9 protein-coding genes and 1 riboswitch are annotated in these 17,738 nt (G+C 59.7%); of the genes, 2 read left to right on the top strand and 7 right to left on the bottom strand.

Translation table 11 applies throughout. The features are described 5' to 3' along the window. The first annotated feature begins 182 nt into the window (after positions 1 to 182). Positions 183 to 929 (top strand): RsiV family protein, encoded by a 747-nt coding sequence (locus OO258_RS21340; protein ID WP_266032337.1) that lies wholly within the window; start codon positions 183 to 185, stop codon positions 927 to 929. Here OO258_RS21340 and cytX read toward each other — a convergent pair. Beyond that, on the bottom strand, positions 898 to 2,181 hold the full coding sequence (gene cytX, locus OO258_RS21345) for a putative hydroxymethylpyrimidine transporter CytX (protein WP_266032338.1): 1,284 nt from the start codon (positions 2,179 to 2,181) through the stop codon (positions 898 to 900). The genes OO258_RS21340 and cytX overlap by 32 nt on opposite strands. A 148-nt stretch (positions 2,182 to 2,329) precedes the next feature. Then, positions 2,330 to 4,210, bottom strand: coding sequence for a phosphomethylpyrimidine synthase ThiC (gene thiC, locus OO258_RS21350; protein WP_110745964.1), 1,881 nt, complete (start codon positions 4,208 to 4,210; stop codon positions 2,330 to 2,332). Positions 4,211 to 4,365: 155 nt separating this feature from the next. Continuing rightward, a riboswitch (TPP riboswitch) is annotated at positions 4,366 to 4,472 on the bottom strand. A gap of 160 nt (positions 4,473 to 4,632) precedes the next feature. On the opposite strand from thiC, the gene OO258_RS21355 reads away from it, so the two are divergent. After that, positions 4,633 to 6,066, top strand: a complete 1,434-nt coding sequence (locus OO258_RS21355; protein ID WP_266032339.1) for a TolC family outer membrane protein — start codon at positions 4,633 to 4,635, stop codon at positions 6,064 to 6,066. A gap of 134 nt (positions 6,067 to 6,200) precedes the next feature. On the opposite strand, the gene OO258_RS21360 is transcribed toward OO258_RS21355, so the two are convergent. From OO258_RS21360 to waaA, 5 genes are all read right to left on the bottom strand, one after another. Beyond that, positions 6,201 to 11,618 carry a S8 family serine peptidase gene (locus OO258_RS21360; RefSeq protein ID WP_266032340.1) on the bottom strand — a complete coding sequence of 1,806 codons (5,418 nt, stop codon included), beginning with the start codon at positions 11,616 to 11,618 and terminating at the stop codon, positions 6,201 to 6,203. Then, a complete protein-coding gene (locus OO258_RS21365) occupies positions 11,615 to 12,421 on the bottom strand; it encodes a hypothetical protein (RefSeq protein ID WP_266032341.1) in 807 nt (268 codons plus the stop codon). Before OO258_RS21365 ends, OO258_RS21360 begins: the two co-directional genes overlap by 4 nt. A 244-nt stretch (positions 12,422 to 12,665) precedes the next feature. Then, positions 12,666 to 14,084 carry an HlyD family type I secretion periplasmic adaptor subunit gene (locus OO258_RS21370; RefSeq protein WP_266032342.1) on the bottom strand — a complete coding sequence of 473 codons (1,419 nt, stop codon included), beginning with the start codon at positions 14,082 to 14,084 and terminating at the stop codon, positions 12,666 to 12,668. Next, complete coding sequence (locus OO258_RS21375; RefSeq protein ID WP_266032343.1) at positions 14,081 to 16,225, bottom strand: type I secretion system permease/ATPase; 2,145 nt, start codon at positions 16,223 to 16,225, stop codon at positions 14,081 to 14,083. The genes OO258_RS21370 and OO258_RS21375 overlap by 4 nt, the downstream gene beginning before the upstream one ends. Before the next feature lie 236 nt (positions 16,226 to 16,461). After that, positions 16,462 to 17,736: a lipid IV(A) 3-deoxy-D-manno-octulosonic acid transferase gene (gene waaA / locus OO258_RS21380; protein ID WP_266032344.1), complete on the bottom strand. Its 1,275-nt coding sequence runs from the start codon at positions 17,734 to 17,736 to the stop codon at positions 16,462 to 16,464. Positions 17,737 to 17,738 lie beyond the last annotated feature (2 nt).

Here is a 17,738-nt window from a genome sequence, read left to right on the forward strand (position 1 = left end):
AATCCTCATTACCTCACTTACTGCATCGCGCCATCCTACTCTGCACGCTAGCGGGTTTCACCCCTTTCCAGTAACCGTTCGCGCACTCGGGACAGCGGGTCTTCACTCTGTTAGCTTAGTGGCGAACTGAAGGCCGCGCAGACGGTCAAAGGCCGACTTTTCCCTGTTCTGCAAGGATCATCATGACACTTGTCAAACTGACTTCCGTGGCCGTGCTGGCACTCGCTCTGGGCGCCTGCCAGAGCCTGTTCACACCCAACTACCGGACCCCGCTCGAGGTCAAGCGCGACGCCTGGGAGCATGTCAAACCCGGCTGCAGCGAAAGCGACTGCCCGCTGGTAAACATCGACGTGGTCCACTTCCCGGCCTTGCCCAAGCTCGACGGCATCGTCGAAAAAAGCCTGCTGCAGCTCACCGAAGACAATCAGCATGGCACCGCGCCGGGCACCCTGCAGGCCTACGAGCAGCAATATCTGGCCAGTGCCGACAAACGTAACAGCAGCTACCTGCAAGCCAAGGTACGCGAGCAGCATGACGGGCTGGTGATCATCGAGCTGTCCAGCTACCTGGACAGCGGTGGCGCCCACGGCATGCCCGGGCGTGGCTTCATCAACTATTCGCGCAAACTGGACAAGGTGCTGACCCTGCAGGACATGCTGGTGCCTGGCCAAGAAGAGACGTTCTGGAAAACCGTCGAAGAATCGCACCGTGCCTGGCTGATGAGCGTGGGCATGGACAAGGACGCCGAGTTCGTCAAGACCTGGCCGTTCAAGAAATCGCCGCACATCGCCCTGACGTACGGCGCGGTGGTGGTCAAGTACGAGGTCTATGCCATCGCGCCCTATTCCATGGGCCACGTGGAACTGAAAATCCCCTACCCGCGCCTGAACGGCGTACTCAAGCCTGAACTGTTTCCCGGCCGCGGCTAAGGCTTAACAGCACGTGCAATACACCTGCCAGCAGCAATGCTGGCAGGGTAGCGCCCAGCTCCGGAGCGTTGGCGGCAATCAGGTGATAGGCCGCCACCCCCGCAAACCAGGCCACCAATGCCTGCCAGTGCAAGCCTCCCACCTGTGCCGGCAGGCGACGACGACGGATCACGTAGTGGTCCATCAGCACCACGCCGAACAGCGGCGCGAACACCGAGCCGATCAGCAGCAGGAAGTTTTCGTACTGGGCCAGTGGCGCCAGCAGGGCAATCAGGGTGCACAGCAAGCCAATGGCCAGCGCCAGGTGCTCGACCTTCACAGGTACCAGCACGCCGGTGGACACAGCCGCCGAGTGGATGTCGGCAAACGCCTTTTCCGACTCGTCCAGCAGAATGAGCAGCAGCGGAATACCCATGCCTGCGCCTGCCAGGGCCAGCAGCAAGGCATTGACTTCGCCACTGGCGGCGAACGCCAGCGTGTAGGCCACGCCCAGGCTCATCAGCCAGGTGTTGCCGATGAAATAGCCAAGTACCGTGCCGCCGAACACATGCTTGCCATTGCGGGCGAAACGCGAGTAATCGGCGATCAGCGGCAGCCACGACAGCGGCATGGCAATGACGATGTCGAAACCCACTGCCAGCGACATCGAGCCGTCCCCGGCGCGGTTCCAAAGGTCTGCCAGGTCGGCCTTGGCGAACAGGTTCCAGGTCAGCCAGGCGCATGCGCCCAGCAGCAACCAGATACCCCAGGCGCGCAGCACCTTGCGCACGAAGGCCAGTGGCCCGCTGACGGCCAGCAGGGTGGCCAGGGCACCGAAGCACAGGGTCCACAGCATCGGGCTGTTCCAGGCACTGTCTTCGCCGAATGCCCGGGCGCCCAGCAGGCTGGCAGCATCGCGCATGACAATGATCTCGAAGGCACCCCAGCCCACCAGTTGCAGCAGGTTGAGCAGCGCCGGCAAGCGGGCGCCATGGCTACCCAGGCTGAGCTTCAGGGTGCCCATGGCCGAAAGGCCGGTATCACTGCCGATGACCCCGGCGGCGCCGAGCAGCAGCACACCCACGCCGGTGCCCAGAGCGATGGCCAAGACCGCGCTGGCAAGCCCAAGGCCTGGGGCCAGCATGGCACCGACCTGCAACACCATCAGGCCGATGCCGAGGGAGAACCACAGCGAGAAAAGGTCGCGGGCGCCGAAGATGCGTTGGTGGGTAGGGACCGGGTGGTCGGGGGAGAATTGGCTGGGGGTGGTCATTGTCATGTTCGCCAGAGGAATTAATGGGGCTTGGCCGTCCCATTGTGGGAGCGGGCTCGCCCCGCGAAGGCGTCGGGCCTGCCAAACGCGTTGGCGCAGCTGACGCATTCGCGGGCCAAGCCCGCTCCCACAAAGGAAAATGGCGTGCTTAGACTTTGTGGTACAGCTGGCTGCCTTCCTGGCGGAACCGCTCGGCCTGCTCGCGCATGCCTTGTTCGACCGTCACGTCCACGGCCTCGATCTTGGCGGCGTACTCACGCACTTCCTGGGTGATCTTCATCGAACAGAACTTCGGCCCGCACATCGAGCAGAAGTGCGCGACCTTGGCCGACTCCTTTGGCAGGGTCTCGTCGTGGTAGGCACGGGCAGTGTCCGGGTCCAGGCCGAGGTTGAACTGGTCTTCCCAGCGGAACTCGAAACGTGCCTTGGACAGGGCGTTGTCACGGATCTGGGCGCCCGGGTGACCCTTGGCAAGGTCGGCGGCATGTGCGGCGATCTTGTAGGTGATGATGCCGGTCTTGACGTCATCCTTGTTCGGCAGGCCCAGGTGCTCCTTGGGGGTGACGTAGCAGAGCATGGCGCAACCGAACCAGCCGATCATCGCCGCACCAATGCCCGAAGTGATGTGATCGTAGCCCGGGGCGATATCGGTGGTCAGCGGGCCGAGGGTGTAGAACGGCGCCTCGTCGCAGCACTCCAGCTGCTTATCCATGTTCTCCTTGATCAGCTGCATCGGCACGTGGCCAGGGCCTTCGATCATGCACTGCACATCGTGCTTCCAGGCGATCTTGGTCAGCTCGCCCAAGGTTTCCAGCTCACCGAACTGCGCGGCATCGTTGGCGTCGGCAATCGAGCCAGGGCGTAGGCCGTCACCCAGCGAGAAGCTGACGTCGTAGGCCTTCATGATTTCGCAGATTTCATCGAAGTGGGTGTACAGGAAGTTTTCCTTGTGGTGCGCCAGGCACCACTTGGCCATGATCGAGCCACCACGGCTGACGATGCCGGTGACACGCTTGGCGGTCAGCGGCACATAGCGCAGCAGCACACCAGCGTGGATGGTGAAGTAGTCCACACCCTGCTCGGCCTGCTCGATCAGCGTGTCGCGGAACAGCTCCCAGGTCAGGTCTTCGGCGACGCCATTGACCTTTTCCAGAGCCTGGTAGATCGGCACGGTACCGATCGGCACCGGCGAGTTGCGAATGATCCACTCGCGGGTTTCGTGGATGTGCTTGCCGGTGGACAGGTCCATGACCGTGTCAGAGCCCCAGCGTATCCCCCAGGTCAGCTTGGCCACTTCTTCCTCAATCGAGGAACCCAGGGCGCTGTTGCCGATGTTGCCATTGATCTTCACCAGGAAGTTGCGGCCGATGATCATCGGCTCCAGTTCCGGGTGGTTGATGTTGGCCGGGATGATCGCGCGGCCACGGGCGACTTCTTCGCGGACGAATTCGGGGGTGATTTCTTTGGGGATGTTGGCACCGAAGCTGTGGCCGGCATGCTGCTCGTCGAGCAAGCCGGCGGCACGGGCTTCCTGCAGCTTCATGTTTTCGCGGATGGCCACGTATTCCATCTCGGCGGTGATGATGCCCTGGCGGGCATAGTGCATCTGCGAGACGTTGGCACCGGCCTTGGCACGGCGCGGGTTACGCACGTGGGCAAAACGCAGCTTGGCCAGTTCGGCATCGTTCAGGCGCTGCTGGCCGAAGTCGGAGCTCAGGCCGTCCAGGCGCTCGGTGTCACCGCGGGCTTCGATCCAGGCCGAACGAACATCGCCCAGTCCCTTGCGCACATCGATGATGACATCGGGGTCGGTGTACGGGCCGGAGGTGTCGTAGACCAGCACCGGGGCGTTGGTTTCGCCACCAAAATCGGTCGGGGTATCGTCAAGGCTGATTTCACGCATGGGGACGCGGATATCCGGGCGCGAGCCTTCGACATAGATCTTGCGCGAACGGCGGAAGGGTTGCACGGACTGCTGATCGACTTGTGCCGATTCGCTGAGGTTGATCGCTTTTTCTTGTTTGGTCATCACAGGCTCTCCAGACGGCTTCCTAGCAGTGGAATGTCGGGGTGAACCTGAAAAAGCGCGGACGCACCCTGGATGGGTGCAGTGCCGGATAAGGGGGTGCCTGAAGCTGCATGCAGCTGCGACATTCCCGGACCTGGCACAAGAGGCTCCCCGGGAAGGCGAGCAATCTTGTTCCCTACGCAGGCGCTAACCTGATCAGGTTCAACGGGATCCGCACCTCTGCGATCTCAGCCTTTGCTTCAAGGCACCCCGACAAGAACATGCGCAGTCTAGACTGGAGTGGTCGGCAAAGCCAAGCGGGTAAATGCGCGGATGATGAAAGGCACACCGAGCGATTGTTGCCGGGTGCGCATGGCACTACACTGGCGCATCGCTCGATACTCAACAGTTCAGTAATTAAATTTCGTACAAGGATTGCCTCTATGCTGCGCAAACTCTCACTGGCGATAGCCGTGTCTTGTGCGTCCAACGGAATGGTCTGGGCAGCAGAGCTGCCCTCGACAGTCAGAACCGACCTGGTCAGCGTCTATCAGGAAGCGGTAGACAACAACGCCGATCTGGCTGCAGCACGCGCCGATTATGGCGCCCGCCGCGAAGTAGTGCCCCAGGCACGCGCCGGGCTGCTACCGAACCTGTCGGCCGATGCCGAAATGATGAACACCCGCACCAAGCTGGACGAGCCGTCCATCACCTCCAACCGCAGCGGCAACTCCTGGAGCGCGACCTTGGCCCAGCCAATCTTCCGCGCTGATCGCTGGTTCCAGCTGCAGGCAGCTGAAGCGGTCAACGAACAGGCAGCGCTGGAGCTGTCGGCGACTGAACAGAACCTGATCCTGCAAACCGCACAAAACTACTTTGCCGTCCTGCGCGCGCAGGACAACTTGGCCGCGACCAAGGCGGAGGAAGCCGCGTTCAAGCGCCAACTGGACCAGTCCAACGAGCGCTTCGATGTGGGCCTGTCGGACAAGACCGACGTGCTGCAATCCCAAGCCAGTTATGACACTGCACGGGCCAACCGGATTATCGCCGAGCGCCAGGTGCAGGATGCCTTCGAAGCGCTGGTCACCCTGACCAACCGTGAATACACCTCGATTCAAGGCGTGGTGCATACGCTGCCGGTGCAGGTACCCACGCCAAACGACGCCAAAGCCTGGGTCGAAACCGCCGGCCGCCAGAACCTCAACCTGCTGGCCACCAACTATGCGGTGTCTGCTGCCGAAGAGACACTGCGCCAGCGCAAGGCCGGCCATGCGCCGACCCTGGATGCTGTGGCCAAGTACCAGAAGGGTGACAACGACAGCCTCGGTTTTACCAACCCTTCACAACTGGGTGTGCGCTACAGCGGCGATGTCGAACAGACCAGCGTTGGCCTGCAGTTGAATATTCCGATCTACAGCGGCGGCCTGACCAGCTCGCAGGTACGCGAGGCTTACCAGCGCCTGAGCCAGAGCGAGCAACAGCGGGAAAGCCTGCGCCGTCAGGTCGTGGAAAACACCCGTAACCTGCACCGCGCGGTAAACACCGACGTGGAACAGGTACAGGCGCGCAAGCAGTCGATCATCTCCAACCAAAGCGCGCTGGAAGCTACCGAAATCGGTTACCAGGTTGGTACCCGCAACATCGTTGACGTGCTCGATGCCCAGCGTCAGCTGTACACCTCGGTGCGCGACTACAACAATAGCCGTTACGACTACATCCTCGACAACCTGAGCCTGAAGCAGGCAGCCGGCACCCTGAGCCCGCAAGACCTGCAGGACCTCAAGCGCTACCTGAAACCTGACTACAACCCGGACAAGGACTTCCTGCCGCCTGACCTGGCGGCGGCAGCGGCCAAAAACTTCGAGCGTAGGCCTTGAGGTAGGGGCTGGACCGTTCGCGGGCAAGCCCACTCCCACACGTGCCGTGCCAGGCCTGAATGCATGATGCACCTGTGAGAGCTGGCTTGCTGGCGATAGGCCGCCAATATCACTCCAAGCATGTACGACAACGCCTAGGCGGCTACGGCAATCGTCGAGTCAATGCGTTGAGCCGACATATCACCGATAAGCACAGGCCCCGCAGGTTCAGGGGCGAACGCGGCCATTGCGTCAACAAGATTCCCCAGGCTCGGTAGCGAGTGCTCGACAGCAACCAGCGATGACCCTGCTGAAAGGGCTGAAACCTCTGGCACGGCAACCGGTTCAGATGTGACCATTGCCGGCTGCGCAAAGATAAAGTCCTCCGCTGTCACCTGCGCAACTTCGAGCGCATCCAGGTACAACATCTTCACAATACCTTCCTGCCCCGGCACTGCCTGGGTATCAACGGCTACACCGTGAATCTGCGCAAAGTCATTGAGTTTGAAGCGCTGGACTTTGCTGACGTGCAGATCCTCGAAGCGACTGATGCCTACCTGGGTCAGGTCAATCTTGTCGATACCGTGTCGGAACCCCCGAAGGGTGTTCTTGTAATCGCTCACACCTTCTTGTTTTGTCACCAGAAACACGCTGGGCGCAACCGTCGGCGGGGAATATACCGTGCCTGCCAACGAAGCCACCAACTGCCCGGATGCGTCACTGGCAAGCGACACGCCACCTGCACCACCGGTAAGCAGAACATTCGCGCTGACAGGCGAGGTCGTCTGCTCTTCAGGGCTACCCTCGAAATAACCTGGCGCAGCGGTGAAAGCGTCAAGGAAACGGAAGTTCGCTGACCGCAGTTCAGCAATCGTAGTGTCCGCAAGCGTCAGCTTCTGCCCACTGCCAAGGTCGAGCACAGTCGAATTGCCGTCCTGTTGCATCTGCAAGTCAGCAAACCCTGAACCACCAAAGCCGACCAGGTCGATCACCTCACGCGAAGTCTCGAACTGCTTGAGTACATCGTTACCCCCTGCACGCCTGTGGATGACAAAGCGGTCTGTACCCTCCCCCCCTTTGAGGAGATTGTACCCACGGCCACCATCCAGTAATGCCCCGGCGGGCCCGGCGATCAAGGTATCGTCGCCATCACCACTGATAAGGTTTTGCACCGAGCCAGGGGCTATGGTGAGCGCCGCACCGGCAATACTGGCGCTGCCGCTGGCCAGATCCACCGAGATACTGCGACTTACTGCAGCCGCATTCAACGTATTGCGCCCGCCAGCGGTGCCGCTGATGGCATCGTCAAGCTTCGCGCGCCCTGGGTTTTCTGCCACCAGGTTCGCGTAGTCGTCGGTGAAGTAATAGACATCATCGGTGGTGCCGGGGCTGCCGACGAGGCGCAGCGTCCAGCGATCAAGCGTTAACGGTAAGCCGGCAACAGCATTACGCACCTCGAGTCTCCACACCCCAGCCGAGCGCTCTGCGCGATGATGGGTCGACATGAACCCATATTTGAACGCCCCTGAACGCGAATCGCCCAGATCGTCATCACCAGAGCCCGGCGCCTTGCCTGTGCGATCGAGCAGTACGCTGCGCGTGCCGCCAGGCGACACCAGCGTGAGCGTCATGTCGCCAAGGCGGCCGACCATCGAGTGGACATCGACCTCCACATGCTCCACCAGCAAATCAGCCGGCAGGGTCAAAGACAAAGTCGCAACCTGCCCCGCCGCAACCTGTTGAGCCACTGGTGCACTGCTGGCTGTCAGCAGCCGTTCATTGGCCTTGGTCGCCCGGCTTCCCCAGGACTCGGCAAGGCGCACCGCGGCGCGGGCGTCGATCATGCCAAAGCCATAGTCGTGGCTGGCGTGCATGCCACCGCCATTCCAATTGCGCCCTGCGTTGTAAGCCCATTGGGTTGATGCGTCATCCACTTTGCGCGCAGACAGTGCGAGAATCTGCTGAACATCCCGGTAACCCAACCCCGGGTTGGCCTGCAACATCAACGCCACCACGCCTGAGACGATCGGCGCGGCGAAGCTGGTGCCCTGAGTCGTGCTGTAGGCGCTGCCGACCGACGCACCGCGCTCCGCTTCAAGGCTGACGCCACTGGATAGAACATGGCTCCCCGGTGCAGCCACCAGCAAGCTGGAGCCTGGATTGGAAAAGGGTGCCGTGGCAGCTTGCAGTACCGAGAGGTCTGCCTTTGCGTTGATGGCCGCCACTTCAATGGCGTGGCGGTTGTTGTTGGTCAGCGAGCCCTGTGCATTACCACCTTTATGGCGCTGGTTGCCACCAGAGGCGACGACGATGGTGCCTAGCCCGCCACGGCCGTTGGTGGCGGCAAGCGTAGTGCTGAATGCCAGCGCCAGAGCAGTATCGACTTTTCCTTCTGGAACATTTGTGAGCCCGAAGTCCGTTTTGAAACCCCAACTGTTGTTGGCTATGTCGTAGTTGACCATTTGCCCCAGATTGGTCAGGTCATCGCCTTTGTTGGCCAGGTAGTGCCCGCCGATCTTCGCCTCATATGCGATGCCGATCCCTCCTTGATCATTGCGCGCGCCAACCATGACCCCAGCCACTTGAGTGGCATGATTGGACGCCAGGTCGGGCAGCGTGCCATTGGTGCGTTGGGTTTGCAGCCAGATGGGATCGATATTCGGCTTGAGATCGGGGTGCCCGATGTCGAAGATTTCCGGCGCCACGGCAAACTCCCCACCCGGCTCGAACTGCCCTATCCTCACCCCCTTGCCCGTGAAGTCACGCCATACCGGCGCGACATTGATCTCGTCCAGATACCACTGCCGCCCCGACAGCGGGTCAGCGGGGGATTGTTCATGGCGCAACGTTACCGTTGCCCGCAAGGGTGCTGATGCAGCACTGCCCACCTCGGTCACACTCATGGACGCGTTGCCGGCAGCATCGACCAAGTCGTAGCGGAAACTGACATCACCGTCATGGCCTGGCAACGGCGTGACCTCCACATCACCCTGCTCGTTCAGCCGCACTGTTGCACCCTTGCCAGCGCTGACTGAGGCGATGCGCAATGGCCCGCTGCTGCCAAGTGGCTGGTCATTACCCAGCAGCGCCGTTGCAGGGACTATCAGCGCCGTGTCAGTGGTGGCGAATGTAGCCAGTTGCTCAGGCGAGAGCCTGTCGCCGATTGGCATGGCGCCCCCGCCAAGAAGATCGACGGCAGCAATGTCGGCGAAGCTGAGTTTCTGGATGTTGCTCAGGCTCAGACGGCCATCTCGTCCCGCCACGGTGTCGGTGATCAGGTGGCCCGATTCGGTACGTGTGATCAGGTACTCGTCGTGAGCACCATGCAAACTGACCAGGTTGGTGCCCGCGCCTCCGTCGATCGTGGCATCGCCGCGTCCAGCCTCGATCACGTCATCGGCAGCACCGCCCGTAATCCGATCAGCGCCACCACCGGCGTAAATGATACTTCCGCCCGCCGAGGCCTGAATGCGATCCCCCTTGGGGCCCGCATAGATCACCGACTTGCCGGTACCGCCAATGATGTCGTTACGGCCTGTACCACCCACAAGCACATCGTTGCCGCCCCCGCCAATCAGCAAGCTGTCGCCCGAGCCGCCCTTGATGAATACTCCGCGTTGACCGCCGCTGGCGATGATGTCCTTACCCCGCCCGCCTTGCGCGATGGTCAGCCCGGCATTGGCCATGTTCAGCCCAACGCCATGCTCCCCCACGATCAGTGCCGTGTCGCGCCCACCATTGCCCTGCATGTTCGCCCAATCGTCGCTGGCACTGATCACGAATACATCGTCGCCCGCCCCGCCGTGATAGGTGTTGCTGCCACCGCCACCAACCAGCCAACTGCCCTCTGGAGCCGCGGTCAAGACATCATCGCCCGCGCTGCCGTACAGCGTCTGTACGCCGAGCGCTGCGGCGTCCAGCGTGCTGCCTTGAGCACTCTGGCTGATGTAGGCCCTTCGGGAAGTGGGCCCGCTTGACGAAGTCAGTAGAGTGCCACCCTCCTGGGCCTCGATCCGATTACCGACGGTATCGGCGAGAAACCTCACCGCCAGTACTTCCCGGTCCTCACCATTGACAGTGAAAGCGCCTCGGGAAATGACCTCGTTACCCTGACGCACCTCTCCTACCGGCTCGACCTGGCCGAGCTTGATCTGGCTAATGCCATGCTCCTGCAATGCCCTTAGCTCACCGGCATCGGCACGCCCGTCGTGGTTGCCATCGACCCACACCTTCAATTGCGCCCAGACGGCGTCTTCAACGTTGATGACGCCATCGGCGTTGGCGTCAACACTTGCCATGGCGGCGAAGCCATCCTTGAACAGCGTTTCACCGGAGTTGCCGTCGCTGCCTGCCTTGCCGCCGTAGTATTCGGAGAACAGCTGGCTGACGTTGCTCACCTGGCCGGTACCATTATCATGCACCAGCATGCCCGTCAGCCGGTCTGCCCAGCCGGTGCGGCGCAGTGAACCACTGTTATCGATATCGAACAGTACGCCTTCCTCGATACCCGTCAGGCCAACGCCCTTGCCGCTCAGGTCGAGCAAGAGCGGGTCGACAAACGTGTTCACCGTGGTCATTGCTGCCAACCCGTTGAGTACCACGGCATTGCGCAGGCTGAAATCCGGTTGTTCATTGCCATCACGATAGAACTGAGCCAGGTGCTGATTGGGTCGCACGTTGGGGTCGATCTGGAGCTCGCCGGGGCGAACACCACCGGTGGCCAAACTGCCCAACTGAGCGGAGGTGAAGTCGGTGTTGTCGAGGGTGCTGTCGGTGAATGCGATACTGTGGGTCAGGCGACGATCGACGTAGCCGTTGGAGACGTCATTGCGGATATCGTCCTGGCCTTGGAGGTCGCGGCGGGATTCGGTTGTGGGGGTGATTTCGATCTGCAGTGTTTGATCAGTTGCATTATCAAAGTGACTAGCGGCTTTAAAGGCATTATCGATGGAATTGAAAAGCGAAGCTGCGGCAGCACTGATAAGGTCAGGAACACCCGTGGGTGACTCGACCCTGGATATCCACTCCTTAGCAATTAAACGGTTTTCGGCGGAAGAAACTACTGATGCCATTGCCATCATGCGGTGAGTGTGAAAGGAAAGTGTAAATTCATCCGTTAGATTCCCCGCTGAGGAAAGCACATGCCGCCAGTAGTCCTCTCGATTTTCGACAGCAATCACATCAAACACCGGACTCAACGTCCATGCCCTCTCAGGATATTCAAGGCTTTCGAAAGTTTCCTTATGAAATGCCGCGACCTCTTTTTGGCTTACCTGACCGACAATAGGACCTTTACTAATCTTCTTTAGCAACACCTCCATATATTTATTTGCCATTTCAACCCTCACCTTATCCACATCGATTTCTTGCATCGGACGACCGACACCTGTCGCTACCGACTTCATATAATTTATTGCCGCAACACCTGACAAAGAGTCCCCGCGCGCAACGCCATTTGCAAGGACAGCGTATTTGTCTCCTTTTTTTGCCAGAACATCATACATTGCATCCGGCCCCTTATCACGCAAAGCCTGACGTGCCTCATCCACATCGGACAGCTCTATCCTAATCATTTATCGACTCCATATTTTACAGCATTCAAGAAAAACTCACCCACCGTCAAAACAATGTTATGCCACTCCCCTAGCCGCCCCCATAAAAACTCCACATTTACAATGGCGTTGTCTCCGGGCATCAAAAACTCCAAATAGCAACGCGTGTAATTGGCCTTATGCTCGACCCAGTTGCAATAACCGATGTATTGCATGCGCCCCTTGGCCTCCAGCCAGAAAAAGCCCTTGCGCTGATTAGGAAATGCACTATCAACTCCCTCGAGAAAATTTAGACCGAGATCTTCGTTCAGCTTGCTAGCCTGAACTAGAGGCGCAGGTGTTTCACGAAGGTAATGCTGGAGCTGTTTTCTCAACCCCGCTTCCCCATGCGGCCAAGGCTCAATTGCGACCGATATTCCATCAAAACTAAAAGACGTCGCCTCACCGTAAGAGACGGGCTGCATCTCCGGCCAACTCATTGCCATATAGAGCGACACCAAGTTTGCACCACAGCCTTTTTTGTTATTTGTAAATCCCGGCTCCCAAGAACTCTTACCCTCATACTCAGGCCAATAGATCACATACTTCCTAGGGAGCTCATAAACAACACCCGAGATCTTTCCACACACCATTGGATTAGGGGTCTTCAGCTTCTTCGGCGCCCAAGTCGGAGTAATAACAATGGCGACCAATAACCACACCACACTTAGCAACAACAACAACTTGCTAAAACCCCACAGCACCAAACCAAATCTTCTACACAGCGCAATTAGCTTTCCGAACAGCACCTTCACAAAGAGAAAGATATACCTGTAACTAATCATCACCTCTCCCTAGAGCCAGTCTGCCCATATCAGCCACTAAGCAAACTTCGCTTCAGACAATGCATGAACTTTTCCAAAATTTCTTTCGCACAACACGGAAATGCTGCTCCCAGCCCCAAACGCATCTGAACCACCGAGACCGACAGCACAGCAACTCGCCATACCAGCCAATATTATTGCACTACAGATCCGCAGTAAGCTCCAAGCCGCACTATATACAATGCACGCATTTTTTATATTTCATTTATCGCTCCTTCAGACTTTCCTTTGCATGCCGCTGCAGGGGACTCAAGAAGAAACTGATAACCCTGCGCCTATCCACAATCACTTCTGCACGCACAGCCATGCCCGCCGTCAACGGCAAGTCGTTATCCCCTACGCGCAAAGCTTCCTTGGCCAACTTGATTCGAGCGCTATACAAAAGACCGTGCCTATCATCCTCAATGGCATCATCGGAAATACTCTCCACCACCCCCGGTACAACGCCATACCTGGTAAAGGTGAATGTCTCGATCTTCACTTCCACGTGCTGCCCCGGAAAAACAAAGCCGATATCTTTGTTCTCGACTTTCACTTCCACTTCCACCGGCTCGCCCGTCGGCACAATGACCATCAGTGTCTGCGCGGGTGTAACCACCCCGCCCTGTGTATGGATCGCCAACTGCTGGACGGTGCCGTCAACGGGGGATGTCAGTACCTTGAGGCGATGCCGCTGCTCGGCCTTGTTCAACTCCTGCTCAAGGGTTGCAATGCGCCGTTGCGCCTCACCGTGAAGGTCGAGCATGGCTCTGCGCAGTTGGGCAATGGCACCGCTACGGCGGTGCTGAGCAGCAAGCCGTGCAGCGTTCAGTTCGTCTATGCGCGAGCGCTGGAGTGCCAGTTCGCGTTCCTGCTCCAGGCGGGCCTGCTCCTTTTCCAGGTAGGTGTGCTTGGCCACGGCCGATTCGCTGAACAACAGCTTGTAATCCGCCGTCAGTTGGCGGGTGATCACCAACAGTTGCCGGAGCGCGTCAGCCCGGCCCTGGGCGGAACGGATTTCGGCAGCGCGTTGACCGATTTCGGCATCGGCCTGTTCCAGCGTGGCCTGTAACTCCAGGTATTGCCCCTCCAGCCAGCGCTGCGCGCCTGCCTGCTGCGCGGCCGTGGCCTGCGGTATCAGTGGTGCCAGGGAGGCAGGTGCCACATCGCCGTCCAGCGCACTCAGCAGTGTGCTGGCGCGGGCCTGGTCGATCTGCGCAGCCAGCAGTTCGCTGCCTAGGCGCTTGATATCAGCCTCGGTCAACTGCCCTTCCAGCTCGACCAGCACATCGCCTTTGCGCACCGGCTGGCCATCGACGACGTGGATCGACTGCACCACCGCGACTTCGCTGGCCTGTATCAACTTGCTCCTGCCACTGGGCACGATCTTGCCTTCGGCACTGGCGATGACATCGATCTCACCGATGCAAGCCCAGGCAAGCGCCAGCCCGATGAACATCAGCAGGCTCCACTGCAGGTAGCGCGGCAAGGGATGCACTGGCGTTTCCTGCAAGGACAGTGCCGCAGGTAAAAAGGCCAGTTCGTCGGGTTCACGTACGGGGCCGTCCATGCACCGGCGCTTTCGCCATGCCGTCCTCCACGCATCCCGGTAGCGCTCGGCAAGGTCCTTGAACTCCGCACTCATACGGCGGCCCCGAGCTGCAGTTGATGCAGGTAGGCATAGGTGCCCTGTGGATAACCCAGCAGCTCATCATGAGTCCCTTGCTCGATGATCTGCCCACGCTCCATGACCACGATGCGGTCGGCATGGCGTACTGCCGAAAGCCGATGGGCAATGATGATGACCGTGCGCTGCGCGCAAATCCGCGCCATGTTCTGCTGGATGATCCGTTCGGACTCATAGTCCAGCGCACTGGTGGCTTCGTCGAAAATGAGGATGCGTGGGTTGCCGAACAGCGCTCGGGCGATGGCTATGCGCTGTCGCTGCCCACCCGACAGGCTGGCGCCGTGCTCACCAATCAGGGTTTCGTAACCATCCGGTAATTCGAGGATGAACTCGTGAGCACCCGCCAGCGTCGCTGCGGCGATTACTTCTTCAAGGGGTGCCGCTGGGTTGCAGAGGGCAATGTTCTCGCGCACGGTGCGCCGAAAAAGCACGTTGTCCTGCAACACCACGCCGATCTGCCGACGCAGTGACGCCACATCGGCTACCGCCAGGTCAGCACCGTCGAGCAATACCCGCCCCCGCTCGGGTGAGTACAGCCGCTGAATCAAGCGTGTCAGCGTGCTCTTGCCTGACCCCGAGCGACCTACAACGCCTATCACTTCTCCGGCGGCGATCTTCAGGCTGACATCGCGCACCACTTCGCCCCCGTCCGGCCGATAGCGAAAACACACACGATCGAGCTCGATCTGCCCGACAAGTGTGGGCAGCACCGTGCCCTTGCCTTGGTTGACCTCGGTACGGGTGTTGAGAATGTCACCTAGGCGTTGGATCGATACCCCTGTCTGCTGGAAGCTGGTCCAGAGTTGAGCCAGGCGGATGATGGGCTGCGACACGCGCCCTGCGAGCATGTTGAAGGCGATCAGCTCGCCCACCGTGAGTGCGCCTTCGATGACCAGCCGGGCCCCCAGCCATAAGGTGGCTACCGTGACCAGCTTGCCGATCAGGCCGACGCTTTCATTGGCCAGACTGGAAAGGTTCTGGGTCTTGAAACTGGCAGATACATAAGCAGCCAACTGATCATTCCAGCGCCGGGTCACCTGAGGTTCCACGGCCATCGACTTCAGTGTGTCGATGCCGTTGACCGCCTCGACCAAAAAAGCCTGGTTCTCGGCGCCGCGCTGGAAGCTTTGATCAATCAACGCCCGCAGTAGCGGCGTAACGACCAGGGATACGAGAAAGTAGAAAGGCAGCGAGCCAACGACGACCAGCGTCAACCATCCGCTATAGAGGAACATGACAGCGATGAAGACCACCGAGAACAGCACATCCAGCACTAGCGTGATGCTGTTGTTGGTCAAGAAACTTCTGATGTTCTCCAGTTCTCGCACTCGGGCAACCGAGTCACCGACTCGCCTGGCGTGAAAGTAGGCGGTGGGAAGATCGATCAAATGCCTGAACAGTTTTGCACCCAGTTCGACATCGATTCTTGACGCTGTATGAGCTGCCACATAGGTACGCAACCCACTCAGCAATGTTTCAAACAGAACGACGACCAATAGAGCCAAGGCGATAACATCCAGCGTGGTCAAACCGCGATGCACCAGGACTTTGTCCATTACCACCTGAAAGAACAAAGGCGTCAGCAAAGCCAGTATCTGAATGACTAGGGAAACCACGAGCACTTCGCCAAATAGCCGCCTGTACTTCACCAGGGCAGGAATGAACCAGGTAAAGTCGAAGCGTGACAGCCCTAGGGGCAACTGGGCATCCGAGCGAACCAGAATGAGTTCTCCCGACCAGCGCACCACCAGTTCCGCGATGGTCAGCGCTTGCGGCGCGCAGGCATGCGGGTCCTGCACCAGAACCTGATCGCCCTCCACGCGCGCGATGATGAAGTATCCACCACGGGTATCCACTGCAATAGCGGGCAAGGGCGTATGCCGCAGCCGGCCCGGACTGATGCTGCGGTGTTTCGCCTTGAGGCCCAGTTGCCGAAATACCCGAAGTAGTGAGCAGGTCGAGAAACGCTCACCCGCTGCTGCATGATCGTGCCGCAACTGCTCAGCAGAGACGGCAACACCATGGTAACGCGCCAGCGTGATAAGACACACCAGCCCACTTCCAATAGTGTTAGCATTGCCATCAGATAAATCAGCCATCACACCACCTCTTATGAAAACCGAATATGAGGTGATACTAGCCCGAAGCAATAGGAAAAATGTCCTACAAGCTTCCGACGCAACTCGTGTGACACTTCTGACTTTTAAAGTCTATTCGTAGGAAGTTTCCTAACGACGAGAAATCCAGCGTAGGAATTTATAACTTACGCCGTAGGAATGGATAACCAGAATCAGACATACCCACTCTAGAGCAGTTCTTTGAGTGGATATGCAGCTTATAAGCGGATCAAGGCCCCCAGGCCCTCTAGCAATCGCTGCAGCGCCCCCTGATTGGCCCGCATCACCGCCCTGCCCGCCTCGCCCATGCGCTGGGCGTCCTGCGGCAGTTCCACCAGACGGCGCACCGCACCGGCCAGCCCGTCAGCATCATCCACCTGCTGCAAAGCCCCTGCCTCGCGTAGCATCGCGCTGATTTCGAGGAAGTTGAACACATGCGGCCCCATGAGCACTGGCAAGGCCAGCGCCGCAGGCTCCAACGGGTTGTGCCCACCGGTCGGCACCAGGCTGCCGCCGACAAAGGCAATATCGGCCAGCGCATAGAGGAACAGCAACTCACCCATGGTGTCGCCCAGCAACACGCGGGTTTGCGCATTGACCGGCGCTGCAGAAGAACGGCGCACGGTGGTGAATTGCTCGCTGCACAGCGTATGCACTGCAGCGAACCGCTCAGGGTGACGCGGCACCAGGATCAGCAAGGCATCGCCATGCACCTGCAACAACTGCCGATGGGCCTGCAGAATCAGCGCATCTTCACCATCATGGGTACTGGCGGCAATCCACACCGGGCGCTGTTCTGCCCCCCACTGTTCACGCAAAGCCCTGGCACGCGGCTGCAGTTGCTCATCGATCTTGAGGTCGAATTTGATCGAGCCGGTGACCTGCACGCACTCCGGGCGGGCGCCCAGGCCACGGAAGCGTTGCGCCTCGGTTTCGGTCTGCACGGCGATCAGGCTCATTTCCGCCAGCATCGGCCTGGTCAGCCCGGCAAAGCGCCCGTAACCGCGTGCCGAGCGCTCGGACAAACGCGCATTGGCAAGCGCCACCGGAATGCCGCGTTTGGCACACTGGTGAATGTGATTGGGCCACAACTCGGTTTCCATGATGATGCCCAGTTTCGGCCGCACATGATCGAGAAAACGCCCGGCCGCCCATGGCAGGTCATACGGCAGGTAGCAATGCTGCACGCGGGGTTCGTCGGCGAACATGGCGCGGATACGCTCGGAACCGGTGGGGGTCATGCAGGTGAGCGTGATCGGCAGTTCCGGATAGGCCTTCAGCAGGGCGCGGACCATGGGTGCTGCGGCAATGCTCTCGCCCACCGACACCGCATGCACCCAGAGGCCACCTTGGCGCATGGCCGGCAGCTTGAAGGCAAAGCGCTCGCCGATGCGCTGGCCATAGGCTGGCGCCTTGCGCGCGCGCAGATACAGGCGCAGCGCAACCAGCGGCAGGCCTAAGTGAAACAGCAAGGTATAGAGTGTTCTGTTCATGG

This window comes from Pseudomonas sp. DCB_BI (assembly GCF_026240995.1).
GTDB lineage: Bacteria > Pseudomonadota > Gammaproteobacteria > Pseudomonadales > Pseudomonadaceae > Aquipseudomonas.

Excerpts from the sequence above, each read along its gene's own strand:
- OO258_RS21355 (WP_266032339.1), top strand. The coding sequence starts at position 4,633 with ATGCTGCGCAAACTCTCACTGGCGATAGCCGTGTCTTGTGCGTCCAAC.
- OO258_RS21360 (WP_266032340.1), bottom strand. The coding sequence starts at position 11,618 with ATGATTAGGATAGAGCTGTCCGATGTGGATGAGGCACGTCAGGCTTTG.
- OO258_RS21365 (WP_266032341.1), bottom strand. The coding sequence starts at position 12,421 with ATGATTAGTTACAGGTATATCTTTCTCTTTGTGAAGGTGCTGTTCGGA.
- cytX (WP_266032338.1), bottom strand. The coding sequence starts at position 2,181 with ATGACCACCCCCAGCCAATTCTCCCCCGACCACCCGGTCCCTACCCAC.
- thiC (WP_110745964.1), bottom strand. The coding sequence starts at position 4,210 with ATGACCAAACAAGAAAAAGCGATCAACCTCAGCGAATCGGCACAAGTC.
- waaA (WP_266032344.1), bottom strand. The coding sequence starts at position 17,736 with ATGAACAGAACACTCTATACCTTGCTGTTTCACTTAGGCCTGCCGCTG.
- OO258_RS21340 (WP_266032337.1), top strand. The coding sequence starts at position 183 with ATGACACTTGTCAAACTGACTTCCGTGGCCGTGCTGGCACTCGCTCTG.
- OO258_RS21370 (WP_266032342.1), bottom strand. The coding sequence starts at position 14,084 with ATGAGTGCGGAGTTCAAGGACCTTGCCGAGCGCTACCGGGATGCGTGG.
- OO258_RS21375 (WP_266032343.1), bottom strand. The coding sequence starts at position 16,225 with ATGGCTGATTTATCTGATGGCAATGCTAACACTATTGGAAGTGGGCTG.